Consider the following 12,532-nt stretch of genomic DNA (forward strand, 5'->3'; position numbering starts at 1 on the left):
CCCGGAAAGGTAAATATTATTTCGAGTAATAAAAATGCGATGGAACTGATTTGCATCAGCTATTTTTACGGAAAGGCATTTCATTTACAAAGTGTTGCAATTTAATCGGAAAGCTGGATACTTTTTAAATATTTGTCGCGCTGTAGGAGCGATTTTTACAAAAAAAGAGAATTCGTCATGATTGTTAGAATAAAGCGGTATCTTTTCCTGTATTTCAGAAATCTCCCTTATCTTCCCATTCGTCTGGTTCTTTTGGTCGACTATCTGTTTCTCTTGCTTGCATTTGCTGCTGGTTTTTTGATTATTTATCCGCCCGTTCCTGATGCGCAGCTATTGCGCTCTGTCGCAATATATGGGGTTCCCTTCTTGTTGATATTGGTTGGGTTTATGAACTGGAAAAAATCATTCAAGGGGGTCATTCGTCATACGACGCTACAGGAGGTTATCCAATTAACATTTATTCATTTCGGTTCGTTTCTTTGCTTTCTTCCGGTATACGTTATCCTGAGTAATCTTCCGGGAGTGGAGCCTTTGGGTATTGCTGCGTTTGTGCTGTGCACCGCACTTTCTTATTCCTTCCTTATGGCGTATCGATTGCTCGTAAAACAGCTCTTTTGGAATAATAAAATACGGCGTACCCGGCAAATGCACGTGCTGCTCTATGGGGCCGGTGAGATTGGTATTTCCGTGTATCAGTTGTTATTGAAGGATTTTGGAACCCGATACATCAACCACGGTTTTATTGACGACGATCCAAAAAAAACAGGGAAGTACCTGATGGGGGTGAAAATACATAGTAGTGGGGAGGCGCTGCTCCATTTGATGGATACCTATCCGATCGAGGAATTGATCATTTGTACGGGTCAATTGTTGCCTGCTCAATTGGAAGCCGTTTACGAAGCCTGTTATGCCCGCAACGTGCGGGTCAAGCGAACGCCCGATCTGCGGTACTGGAAAGAAGGTCAATTCAATGTATCGGATATTCAGCAGATCAAGATGGAAGAATTGCTGGGAAGGGAGTCGATTGATATCGATCAGGGGCATCTTTCCGGAGAGTTTGACGGGGAAGTAGTGCTGGTCACCGGTGCGGGGGGCTCCATCGGTAGCGAGTTATGCAGGCAGCTGGCAAAGTATCCGCTGGGTAAACTGGTGTTATTGGACCAATCCGAATCGGCCCTGTACGATATTCAGCAGGAATTGCGGAGCATTTTTCCTGATTTACAGATCGTTCCCGTGTTGGGCGATATAAAGCGGAAGCGCCTTCTGCGAGCAGTTTTTCGTCGGGAAACGCCCAAGTTGGTGTTTCATGCCGCGGCCTACAAACATGTTCCCATGTTGGAAAACTATCCCTTGCAAGCCATAGAAAACAATGTATTGGGTACGCGTAATTTGGCGGATCTATCCCTACTCCACGGGGTTCACAAGTTTATCATGGTAAGCACGGACAAGGCGGTAAACCCGTCCAACGTGATGGGGGCCACCAAACGGGTCGCGGAAAAATACGTGCAATCGCTGAGTCAACAAAGGGGAGCAACGCAGTTTATCACGACCCGGTTCGGCAATGTGCTGGGTTCAAACGGGTCCGTGATACCGTTGTTTCGGAGGCAAATAGAGCAGGGAGGGCCCATAACCGTTACCCACCGCGACATGGTCCGCTATTTTATGACCATCCCGGAGGCCTGCCGGTTGGTGATGGAAGCCTGTAAAATGGGACACGGGGGAGAGATCTTCGTGTTCGATATGGGAAAGCCGGTAAACATTTACGAGTTGGCAGAGAAAATGATCGTGATGGCCGGTAAAACCCCAAACGTAGACATGCATGTAACCATCACGGGTTTGCGGGAAGGAGAGAAAATGTACGAGGAGCTGCACTCCGACCTGGAATACGCCCTGCCTACACACCATCCAAAAATCCATATTGTCTCATCAGAAAAAGCAGATGCTTCCTGGTTAGCCTCGGAGATTCGGGGTCTGGAAGGCTTATGTCGGAAAGAGGCCGACGAAATAGCCTTGGTCCGGCAATTGAAGGTGCTTGTACCTGAATTTATTAGTAAGGCTTCCCGTTTCTCAACGTTGGACAGGACCTCAGCGGTTGTGAAAGGATAAGTCTTCGATCCAGTATTGCGGGAGAAGTAGACTGTCCCATTTACTTTTGGTCGCATTTTATTTCTTTTTTTAAGACAAGTTTGATGGGAAAATGTTAATTAACTACTTTTAAATGAAAATAGAAAGCAACGATGAAGCGTAAAGTATTAATAGTAGAAGACGAATACGAACTAGCGCTGAACCTAAAGGAGCAGATACTCAAACTGGGTTTCTCTGTACCGGCTGTTTTCGATAATGCCCGGGAGACCCTCGCTTATCTTGAGGAGAATTCCGTTGACTTGTTGTTGGTGGATATCATGATTGAGGGGTCCATGGATGGCATCGGGCTTGTTGGCATAATAAATAAAAAGTGGGGGCTTCCCATTGTTTTTTCTACGGCCTATGCCGAGACCGAATTGTTTACAAAGGCATTGGAAGTAAATCCGGCGGGGTACCTGGTGAAGCCTTACAAAATGGACGACCTGAAAACCACGCTCATGCTTGCTTTCTCGAAGATTGACCGCATTGAACACGAAGTTCGTGACTCCCCCGCTTTCCTTAAGGTGCGGGACAAAGGATTTCTTATTTTTCTGCACGCTGAGGAGATTATTTTGGCCCAGGCGGACGGTTTATATACCAAAATAATTACACGTACCAAAAGCTATGTGGTACGCGATATATTAAAGGACGTTGAAGAAAAATTGCCCGCTAAATTGTTTCTTCGCGTACACAAATCTTTTCTTGTAAATAAAATGCACATTCGTTCTTTCAATGGAAGAAATGCAGTTGTTGACGAGTACACCGTACCCATCCGGAGAGGATTATACAAGCACCTCCAGGAAGTAGTAACAAAACGATTTTGATAACGGTTAGAGAATATAATCTAGGTAAACAAATGTAGCGTTGTTTAGATTATATGCTGTTCCACTCTCTTTTCCACGCATGTAAATACCCCGAATCTCTTTGATTTTTTTTGTTTGGACAAAACACTGTATGTATTCATACTTCCCGCTGGCACTCAGTCCCTTGGGAAAGTCGATCCGGGTGATCGCATATTCTGATTTCCTATTCTTGTAATAGACCATTGCTATAAACGTGCCTGTCAAGAGTATCGCTCCGGCAAATAACGTGACTAATAATAAAATCATACGCAATAGTACGGGTAATGTGAAGCGGAGTCAAGTCCTATTAATGAATCGTTATTTTAAGTTAATAAACGGAGAGAGGTATATGCATACTATCCAGTGCTCCTTTTTAATAAACTTTTCACCAATAGTGCGTTTCATTTACAAATGATTCCATTTCGAATTTTTACATAACTTCTAACGATGAAAAATCCCTTTATAATAATTTGATTTGTATCGTCTTCGACACTCTACCTGAGCGTAGACATATTTATGGAATAACTGCCCCGCTAGGTACCCGACTTGGGACCGACGGGGCGAAGCTGTAGCCAAAAAACAAGTGTATAATATAATTTTTACTGGTTTTAGATATTTAGCCTTCAGTACATTTATCATGTACTGTCTGAGTTCTTGTGTTTCCAACAAGAGAATTACTTATTTTCAGCAAACTACCGATGCAGATCCGATCGAGTTAAATGCTTTGATACCGTATGAAGTTACTGACTATCGACTTCAGTACAATGATATTTTGGACGTCACTGTAACTACCTTGGATCAACTGTTAGCGGACGGGTTTAATTTGAACCCGAATATCGGATCCAATAGTCCCGGAATGGTGGGTGGGATGTTACAGGGAGATTTGAATTACATGACTGGTTTTCGGGTAAATAAGGAGGGGATGGTTGACCTACCGGTTCTTAGGAAAAATCCTGGTAAGGGGTCGCACCATTGAAGAGGCTAAAAACGCCATCGAAGCTGAGTTAGTAAAATTTGTAACGACGGATGTTTTTGTTCGGGTTCGTTTGGGCGGGATACGGTTTAGTACCCTTGGAGAATTTCGCAGACCCGGGAAATTTGTAATGATGGAGGAACGCATGACCATATTTGAGGCAATAGCTGCTGCGGGCGATCTGACGAACCTTGCCAACCGTGATCAGCTGATTTTGATCCGGCAGTATCCCGAAGGAAGCCGGATGCATCAGATAAACCTGAACGATCGCAACATCATTAAGTCCCCCTATTATTTTGTTCAACCGAACGACTTGTATTACGCGGAACCCATGAAGGTACGGGAGATAGGTGCGGGTGAGAATGCCTCCCAGTCGCTCTCGTTACTCATTTCATCGGTTTCCGCTTTTGTTTTGATTTTAAACCTTATCGTAAGGTAGCGCATGCAGGCACACGAACATATTCCTAATGAACATAAGAATGAGTCAACGGATGAGTTGAGGGGGTTATTGGTTCGCTTAATACGGTTCTGGCCTATATTAATGGTATGTGCGAGCGTTGGGATAGGAAGTGCGCATTTATTTAACCGGTACCTTGTAGATATATATCAGGTAGAAACTTCCGTAATCGTTAGTGACAAGTCGGATAATCTTTCAGGGGAAGTATTGCAGTTGGGGTCTCTTTTTGGGTCACCAATTAAACTGGACAACGAAATCAGCATCTTAAAATCGTTGTCCCTTGCCAAAGAAGCCGTGCGGGCTATGAACGTTCCGCTGCGTTTTTTCCAAAAAGGACGATTGAAAATGGTGGATATTTATCCCCTGGAGCCATTTCAGGTCAATATAAACCAGCAAAAAACAAAGCGGGTAGCTGGGGCATTTGAAATACGTATAGTAGATAATACGAGCTTTTTAATCCGCAGATACGAAGCAAAGTCGTTGTTCGCATTCATTTTTTCGATTGGCGAAAAGGAGTTCAGTGAAGCGAAATTTGGAGCCGAATTGGAAATGGGGGAGTTGGTATTTTCGCTGAATTATTCGGGTGGAATGGCTGGACAGACCTATGTATTTTCGTTGGAATCGGAAACCAGCTTGTCGAACAGCCTGCGAGGCAGTCTGGCCGTCAATCTGGCAAGTCCGGGTGGTTCTGTACTCCTGGTCTCGTTGAAACACGAGAATGTGCAATTTGGAATAGATTATCTCAATCAACTTGTAGAGAGCTATCTTGACCGAGAACTTAGGTTGAAGAACCTTGCTTCCGAAAACACCATTGATTTCATTGAGCAACAGCTCCGCAGTATTTCTGATACACTTGCAGTCTATGAGGGAAAGTTGGAGGATTTCAGAACCTCAAATCAGGTCTATGACCTAAGTCAGGAGGGTAGTTCTATTTTCAATCGCCTGGTGAGTTTGGACGAACAACTGGAGCAACTCAGACAGGAAATCGTTTTTTTTAAGCGAATTAGCGATTACATGGACCGGGACTATTCTGAAAAATATTGGTTTCCCGCCCTTGATTTCACCTCGGAAAGAACCTTGTCCGATTTGGTAGGCAAACTGGCATCGGCGCAGGAGGAACTAGCTGAGGCCAGCGCTAATTACAGCCCGGATAACCCAAGTTTGATGCTAATTCGGCGGGAAGTCAAAACTTTAAAGAATGCCATTGATGAAAATCTGACCAATAACATTGAAGGACGGGAAGTCCGGATCGTTGGGCTACAGGATCGCGTGGCACTCTTGGAGGAGGAGCTAGGCAAACTGCCCGCTACGGAGCGGGAGTTATTAGGCTTGCAGCGTCAATTCACGATTAATGAAAACGTCTATCTATTCCTTTTGCAGAAAAGTGCAGAAGTAGAAATTGCGAAAGCTTCCAATGCTCCCTCTAATCTGGTTCTGGACGAGGCAATAGTCAGTGGATCCGTGTATCCAAATCGGTCCCGAAATCTGGTGTTTGGGCTAATGCTCGGCCTGTTTATTCCGGTTGCTTTTATTAGTTTACGCTTTTTTTTAAGCACAAAAATAGAGGACCCATCTGAATTGCAGAACCTCCTAAGTAGTGATTTAATTGGTATGATCGGCAGGTCAGGAAACGAAGATCCCCTGCCTGTGTTCAAACAATCCAAATCCGGAATAGCAGAAGCGTTTCGGAATCTACGATCGGATTTGGTTTACCTGTCACCCGGGAAAACAAACTATTGCCTTCTTTTCACATCCGGAGTATCGGGTGAAGGGAAGACATTCGTTTCGGGCAATATGGCCGGAATTTTTGCACTGGCAGGTAAGAAAACGTTGTTGATGGGGATGGATCTTCGGAAGCCAAAGATAGCGGGAATTTTTAACCTGGTCAACGATGTTGGGCTTAGCACTTGTTTGAGCAGTTCGCTCAATTGGCGACGTGCAGTCAAGCCCTCTGGATTTCGAACATCTGGATATCTTACTTTCGGGGCCAATTCCCCCAAATCCGGCGGAATTATTGCAACAGGAAAAACTTGACAATATTCTGGCCGAGGTAAAGGCGGAGTACGACGTGGTGGTAATGGATTGTGCACCGGTCGGATTGGTATCAGAAACCAGGGAGCTTTTTAAACAAGCAGATGTCAACTATTTTATTTTCCGGCAAAATTATTCACAAAAGCAGCAGATTGGTTTTTTAAACGATCTGGTTGTGCGTGTGAAAGGAGTAAAATTTTATGCCATCTTAAACGATGTGCATAGGCAGGTTTCTGGCTATGGCTATGGCTATGGCTATGGCTATGGCTATGGCTATGGTTATGGCTATTATGAGGAAAATAAAAAAACGCGTTCGTTTTGGAAACGCTGGATCAGCCGTTTCATCAAATAAAGCAGACGGTTTTCTTGTGGTTCCGGCGTTTTTATTTTGCTGAATTTGTCGTAATTCCAGGAGTAAGAATGGTGGATTTGTAGAGGTATTAAATGCAGAAAATCTATCTGGATGCATAGAGTAAAGACCAGTACTATTGGCCTGGCGATTAACCTAAGAAATTGTTGCAGCATCTGCAGGGTGATGAGGAAAGGGGTTGTAAGGTCTTTATTTACATCGCCTGAAATTGCTGATGTCGTAAAAAAAAATGGAGTAATAAATAGATGAAAGGAATCATTCTTGCCGGAGGTTCGGGGAGCAGATTGCATCCATTGACCCTTGCGGTTTCGAAACAGTTATTGCCGGTTTACGAGAAACCGATGATTTATTACCCGCTTTCGGTATTAATGTTGGCAGGTATCCGGGATATCTTGATTATCTCTACTCCACGGGATTTACCTGCGTTCAAACGATTGTTTCGGGACGGCCGGCAATTTGGGTTGCAATTAACCTACGCTGTTCAGCCCTCTCCAGACGGTTTGGCGCAAGCATTTACCATTGGGAGAGATTTCATAAAGAACGAAAGTGTCTGTCTGGTATTGGGGGATAATATTTTTTATGGAGCTGGGTTACAGAAGCTGTTGTTGGAGTCGCGTAGAAAGGTCGAACAGGAACAATTGGCCGTCATATTTGGGTATTATGTGGATGACCCGGAAAGGTACGGAGTGGCCTCGGTAGATAGGTCCGGTAAAGTAATAGCTATTGACGAAAAACCAGCTGTACCCAAGAGTAATCAGGCGGTTGTAGGCCTTTATTTTTATCCAAATTCAGTTATAGAAGTGGCGGATGGGGTAGTACCTTCTCCCAGGGGCGAGTTGGAGATTACTTCAGTTAATCAACATTTTCTTGATCAGGGGCGATTACACCTACAGCAGTTATCTCGAGGTTTTGCGTGGCTGGACACGGGTACGCAGGAGTCCTTGGTAGAAGCCACTGAATTTGTAAAGGCAGTAGAACATCGAACGAGTTTAAAGATTGCCTGCTTGGAGGAAATAGCATTTAGATCCGGATGGATAAGTGGAGGGCAGCTAAGTGAGCTGGGAGATTTTCTTGGGAAATCCTCGTATGGTGCTTATCTAAAAAAAATAGCCAATAATGTCGAGAGTCAAGCTTATTGATTTACCCAAAATCCTTGACGAAAGGGGTAACCTGACGTTTCTCCAACACCCCGACCAGCTACCCTTTGCAATTCGTCGTGTTTTCTGGACGTATGATGTTCCTGGAGGAGAGACAAGGGGGGGGCATGCGTATTTCAAGCAGCAGGAGCTTATCATTGCCCTAAGCGGTAGTTTTGATGTTACGGTCACTGATAGGTTTGGGGAAACACTGAGCTATTCCTTGAACCGTTCGTACTATGGGCTTTATGTCCCTCCGATGACCTGGCGATTCATGGCAAATTTCTCCACCAACGCCTTGGGACTACATCTATCCAGCGCAAGCTTTGACCAAGCCGATTACATCAGGGATTTTGACCGTTTTCTTGCCTATTCCGGATGAAAGATTCACAGGTATTTGACTGTACCTTGGTCAAATTGGCAAAAAATCACTCGGACCGGGGAAATATTACTGCGGTAACTCAGGAAAAACAAGTGCCGTTTTCAATCGAACGAGTGTATTATTTGTACGATGTTCCTGGGGGAGAGGCCCGTGGAGGGCATGCACACCGTAACCTGCAGCAGTTAGTGGTGGCGGCAAGTGGTAGTTTCGATTTGATCATTGATGACGGCTGTGTGAGAAGGACTTTTCACTTATCCCGTCCTTATGTTGGTGTATACCTCCCTTCGGGCATTTGGCGTGAAATCGATAACTTCTCCTCGGGGTCAATTTGCCTGGTACTGGCATCACTTCCTTACGATGAGCGCGACTATATCCGGGACTACAACGAATTTGTTCAATGGAAGTTGTAGCCGTAGACAAATCCTTATATACCCAGCACGTACACCAACGAGCGGGACTCTTTCATACTGCAGACTTTGCAGCATTTAATGCAGCTAAAGTGGAAGCCGTTCATTACCTCTTGTTTAAGGATTCCAGATTTCGCCTGGGCCTTATCCTTGGCACTAGTGGAACAGAAGCAAGGTCACCATTCTCCGCTCCATTTGGAGGATTCTCTCCGATTCAGGAGGAAGTGAAAGCAGCCGTAGTAAATGATGCGTTGCATGCTCTTGAAAGATGGTTAGGTAAACAGGGATACCGTCGAGTTACACTGATTCTCCCGGCATTGTACTACGACGGACGGTTTTTGACCCGAATGATCAACGGATTATTCGTTTTCGGATATCGAAACGAACAGATTGATATAAATCATCACATCGAACTTCCGATAAATTTTGATCGGGATTATCCAGAGATGTTACAAAAAAATGCGAGAAAGAATTTGAAGAATGCGTTAAAGCAAGAATTCTTGTGGAAGAAGTTATCGCCTAATGAGGCAAAGCGCGCCTACGAGGTGATCGCTGTTAATCGAAGTGTCCGGCAGAAGCCGCTTCGCATGTCATGGGAGCAGGTACTGGAGACCAGTGAACGATTTTCTGCAGATTTTTTCGTGGTGGAATATCAGGAAACGGATGTGGCAGCAGCGATTGTATTTCCGATATCCCAGCAAGTGGTTCAAGTCATCTACTGGGGTGATAATCCTTCGTTTAGTGAACTCAGGCCGATGAATTTTCTTACCTACAAGTTATTTCAATACTACGTCAGCCAGTCCATATACCTGATAGATATAGGAACCTCCACCGAAAATTCGGTTCCAAATTACGGATTGTGTGAGTTCAAAGAGAGTATCGGCTGTTCGGTCAGTTTGAAATATACGTTTTCAAAGGAAGTCAATGTTTGTTCTTAACCCGGATCCATACCTACTCCCGAGCTATCGTATCAGCCCCTTCCAAACAAAAGACATCGCCTTCAATCAAACGCTGCAAGGGTATGAACCTCATTTTGAAGCCTACTGCAACGAAAAACACAAAGATTGGCACATCACGAATAATGGACGCGAAGCGATTGCCATTGCACTAAAAGCACTGAACGTAAAAAAAGAAGATACCGTCACTATTCTCACCACAAGCGGCAACCGCTACATCAGCAGTTGCGTGACCTCAGAAATAGAAAAAGTGTGCAACTGGAACCGCACCCTGGGTTCCGAAAGCAAAGCTGTTTTTGTCAATCATGAATTTGGGACCATATACCCCGAAATGAATAAGCTGACCGCCACCGGTCTACCCATTGTTGAAGATTGCTGTACCACTTTTTTTAGTCAGGACAAAAGCCGGGCGGTAGGCAAATACGGAGCATTCAGTATCTACAGCTTTCCCAAGTTTTTCCCCATACAAGTGGGCGGATTACTTGTCAATAACACAGGAAAAGCCGTTAGTACGCCCACCACTAGTGCGGAGTTGATACAGTATGTAAAAAATGTAGTAGGGTATTATATCAAGCAGGTGGACAAGTTACTACAGGATAGAAGAAGCGTCTACAACGAAAGCCTTGCTGTTTTCAAGGCGCTTGGTTTTACCCCTTTTTTCTCCTACGAGAATAATCAAAGCCCCTCCGTTTTGATGCTAAAAAACAATCAGCAGATCAAAGACCTGCCCAAACTAAAGGAGCATCTTTGGCAGCACGGCATCCAAGCTAGTGTTTTCTACGGGGAAGATGCGTTTTTCTTGCCGTCACATCAGCGATTGAAGACAATAGACATTGAATACTTTAAGAAAGTAATATCCAACTTTAAAGAGACAAGCTAATCATGAAATATATATTTTTCGGAGGTAAAGCTATCGGTAACTACATTTTAGATGGGTTACTAAATGCCTCTATTTTGCCAGTAGGCGTAGTTTGCTATCGGAACATAATAGAAGAGGAAAATCTAGATCAACTACGAAAACTAAATATAGAAATACTAACAATCAATAAATTCAAAAAAGAACAAAATGAATTGACCAATTTCATCAAACAAAATAAAGCTGACACCATAATTTCAGTAGCTTTTCCCTTTATTCTCTCTAAGGATGTCTTAACCCTGGTACGGTATCCAGTCAACATACACACTGGAGCTATTCCAAAATACCGTGGCCACCATCCCTTATCAGCAGCTTTGCTCAACGACGAACCCTATCAAGCAACAACAGTGCACTTGATGGCAGAAGAAGTTGATGCGGGCGATATCCTCTTGCAAGACTTTATCAAAGTAGAAAATGAAGATACCATTCTCAGCATACGCGAAAAGTTGATGGTATTAAGCCTAACTTTAATCAAGAAGGCAATACATCAACTATCTACAAATACTATTTATCCCAAAAAACAGATCGGAGATGTTATTTGGGCTCCTAAAAGAACGCCCGAAGATTCTAAAATCAATTGGGCTATGCCATCCAGATATACCCATAACTTTATTCGTGCCTTAGTAGACCCATACCCCAATGCATTTACCTTTAGAAACCAAAACGAAAAAGTCAATCTTAAAAAATCTTTCGCCTGTAATACTCCTGGAAAAGTTATCGCAAAGACAACCCAAGGGCAATACATCATTTCTACAGCTGATGGCGTAGTATTGGTTGAAACGGATACTGACTTGAACATTGGCGAAATTCTGACTTGATTATGATTCCATTTTTAAGCCTGAAAGATATCAACGCCCAATACGCCGAAGAGCTTAAAGCCGCTGCCGCCGAAGTGATCGACTCCGGATGGTACCTGATGGGCAAACAGCTGCAGGCATTCGAGGCAGAGCTAAGCGACTATATCGGTTGCAAGTACGTGGTAGGCACGGCCAATGGATTGGATGCCCTTCGCCTGATTATCCGTGCATACAAGGAAATGGGGCTATTCCAGGAAGGAGACGAGATCATTGTTCCGGCGAACACCTATATTGCATCACTTTTAGCCATCACCGATAACGGATTAAGGCCCGTTCTCGTCGAGCCTGATATTCAAACGTACAATCTCGACTTTAAGCAGCTTGAATCTAAGATAACCCCCAGGACAAAAGCCATCATGGTGGTACACCTGTATGGACAAGTTTGCTGGAGTACAGAGCTCGAAGAACTGGCGGAAAAATACCAGCTCAAAATCATTGAAGACAATGCACAGGCCATTGGGGCATGGTGGAAAGATAAAAAGACAGGAAACCTGGGCGATGCTGCCGGCTTTAGTTTCTATCCCGGCAAAAACTTAGGGGCGCTGGGCGATGGCGGCGCGGTAAGCACCAATGATGCCAAGCTGGCGGAAATCGTGCGGGCACTGGGCAATTACGGCAGCCGCAAAAAATACCATAATGACTATCAGGGGCTGAACTCTCGTTTGGATGAGATTCAGGCGGCTTTTTTGCGGGTGAAGCTTCGGCATACTGATGAGGAAAACAAACGTAGAGATGAAATAGCAAAATTATACCTGGAGCATATTTCTACTGTAAACCTGATTTTACCCTTTCCTCAAAAAACGCTCACCTATGATCACCCAAGTCATGTATGGCATTTATTTGTGATTCGTACCCAGCATCGAGACAAGCTACAAGACCACCTAAGAAAGCATAACATTCAGACTCTAATCCATTATCCGGTAGCACCTCATCAGCAAAAGGCATATGCCGGGTACTTTCACACCTCCCTTCCGGTCACGGAGGCCATGCACTGCGAAGTTTTGAGCTTACCGATCAGTCCGGCAATGGGGGATCAGGAGGTGGAGCAAGTAATTTCCACCGTCAATGCATTTTAACACGG

12 protein-coding genes are annotated in these 12,532 nt (G+C 44.3%); all 12 read left to right on the forward strand.

Annotated features, from left to right (window positions below):
* The first annotated feature begins 177 nt into the window (after positions 1-177).
* The 12 genes from ABWH99_RS07020 to ABWH99_RS07075 all read left to right on the forward strand — a co-directional run bounded on the left by ABWH99_RS07020 (position 178) and on the right by ABWH99_RS07075 (position 12,527).
* On the forward strand, positions 178-2,106 hold the full coding sequence (locus ABWH99_RS07020; protein ID WP_375585576.1) for a polysaccharide biosynthesis protein: 1,929 nt from the start codon (positions 178-180) through the stop codon (positions 2,104-2,106).
* A 131-nt stretch (positions 2,107-2,237) separates the two neighbouring features.
* Entirely contained in the window at positions 2,238-2,948 is a 711-nt protein-coding gene (locus ABWH99_RS07025; RefSeq protein WP_375585577.1) for a LytR/AlgR family response regulator transcription factor, read from the forward strand.
* Between the two features lie 944 nt (positions 2,949-3,892).
* Positions 3,893-4,378, forward strand: coding sequence for a polysaccharide biosynthesis/export family protein (locus ABWH99_RS07030; protein WP_375585578.1), 486 nt, complete (start codon positions 3,893-3,895; stop codon positions 4,376-4,378).
* A gap of 3 nt (positions 4,379-4,381) precedes the next feature.
* Complete coding sequence (locus ABWH99_RS07035; protein ID WP_375585579.1) at positions 4,382-6,430, forward strand: GumC family protein; 2,049 nt, start codon at positions 4,382-4,384, stop codon at positions 6,428-6,430.
* Complete coding sequence (locus tag ABWH99_RS07040; RefSeq protein ID WP_375585580.1) at positions 6,411-6,779, forward strand: hypothetical protein; 369 nt, start codon at positions 6,411-6,413, stop codon at positions 6,777-6,779. The genes ABWH99_RS07035 and ABWH99_RS07040 overlap by 20 nt, the downstream gene beginning before the upstream one ends.
* Before the next feature lie 263 nt (positions 6,780-7,042).
* Positions 7,043-7,936, forward strand: a complete 894-nt coding sequence (gene rfbA / locus ABWH99_RS07045) for a glucose-1-phosphate thymidylyltransferase RfbA (protein ID WP_375585581.1) — start codon at positions 7,043-7,045, stop codon at positions 7,934-7,936.
* Positions 7,914-8,315, forward strand: a complete 402-nt coding sequence (locus ABWH99_RS07050; protein ID WP_375585582.1) for an FdtA/QdtA family cupin domain-containing protein — start codon at positions 7,914-7,916, stop codon at positions 8,313-8,315. The genes rfbA and ABWH99_RS07050 overlap by 23 nt, the downstream gene beginning before the upstream one ends.
* On the forward strand, positions 8,312-8,725 hold the full coding sequence (locus tag ABWH99_RS07055; protein ID WP_375585583.1) for an FdtA/QdtA family cupin domain-containing protein: 414 nt from the start codon (positions 8,312-8,314) through the stop codon (positions 8,723-8,725). Before ABWH99_RS07050 ends, ABWH99_RS07055 begins: the two co-directional genes overlap by 4 nt.
* Positions 8,713-9,660 carry a hypothetical protein gene (locus ABWH99_RS07060; protein ID WP_375585584.1) on the forward strand — a complete coding sequence of 316 codons (948 nt, stop codon included), beginning with the start codon at positions 8,713-8,715 and terminating at the stop codon, positions 9,658-9,660. Before ABWH99_RS07055 ends, ABWH99_RS07060 begins: the two co-directional genes overlap by 13 nt.
* A complete protein-coding gene (locus ABWH99_RS07065; protein WP_375585585.1) occupies positions 9,647-10,558 on the forward strand; it encodes a DegT/DnrJ/EryC1/StrS family aminotransferase in 912 nt (303 codons plus the stop codon). The genes ABWH99_RS07060 and ABWH99_RS07065 overlap by 14 nt, the downstream gene beginning before the upstream one ends.
* Positions 10,559-10,560: 2 nt before the next feature.
* Positions 10,561-11,412, forward strand: a complete 852-nt coding sequence (locus tag ABWH99_RS07070) for a methionyl-tRNA formyltransferase (RefSeq protein WP_375585586.1) — start codon at positions 10,561-10,563, stop codon at positions 11,410-11,412.
* 2 nt (positions 11,413-11,414) lie between these two features.
* Positions 11,415-12,527 (forward strand): DegT/DnrJ/EryC1/StrS family aminotransferase, encoded by a 1,113-nt coding sequence (locus ABWH99_RS07075; protein WP_375585587.1) that lies wholly within the window; start codon positions 11,415-11,417, stop codon positions 12,525-12,527.
* The last annotated feature ends 5 nt before the right edge of the window (positions 12,528-12,532 follow it).

Source organism: Cyclobacterium xiamenense (assembly GCF_042140265.1).
GTDB classification, from domain to species: domain Bacteria; phylum Bacteroidota; class Bacteroidia; order Cytophagales; family Cyclobacteriaceae; genus Cyclobacterium; species Cyclobacterium xiamenense_A.

Coding starts and splice junctions, on each gene's coding strand:
- ABWH99_RS07020 (WP_375585576.1), top strand. CDS start 178: ATGATTGTTAGAATAAAGCGGTATCTTTTCCTGTATTTCAGAAATCTC.
- ABWH99_RS07025 (WP_375585577.1), top strand. CDS start 2,238: ATGAAGCGTAAAGTATTAATAGTAGAAGACGAATACGAACTAGCGCTG.
- ABWH99_RS07035 (WP_375585579.1), top strand. CDS start 4,382: ATGCAGGCACACGAACATATTCCTAATGAACATAAGAATGAGTCAACG.
- rfbA (WP_375585581.1), top strand. CDS start 7,043: ATGAAAGGAATCATTCTTGCCGGAGGTTCGGGGAGCAGATTGCATCCA.
- ABWH99_RS07050 (WP_375585582.1), top strand. CDS start 7,914: ATGTCGAGAGTCAAGCTTATTGATTTACCCAAAATCCTTGACGAAAGG.
- ABWH99_RS07055 (WP_375585583.1), top strand. CDS start 8,312: ATGAAAGATTCACAGGTATTTGACTGTACCTTGGTCAAATTGGCAAAA.
- ABWH99_RS07060 (WP_375585584.1), top strand. CDS start 8,713: ATGGAAGTTGTAGCCGTAGACAAATCCTTATATACCCAGCACGTACAC.
- ABWH99_RS07065 (WP_375585585.1), top strand. CDS start 9,647: ATGTTTGTTCTTAACCCGGATCCATACCTACTCCCGAGCTATCGTATC.
- ABWH99_RS07070 (WP_375585586.1), top strand. CDS start 10,561: ATGAAATATATATTTTTCGGAGGTAAAGCTATCGGTAACTACATTTTA.
- ABWH99_RS07075 (WP_375585587.1), top strand. CDS start 11,415: ATGATTCCATTTTTAAGCCTGAAAGATATCAACGCCCAATACGCCGAA.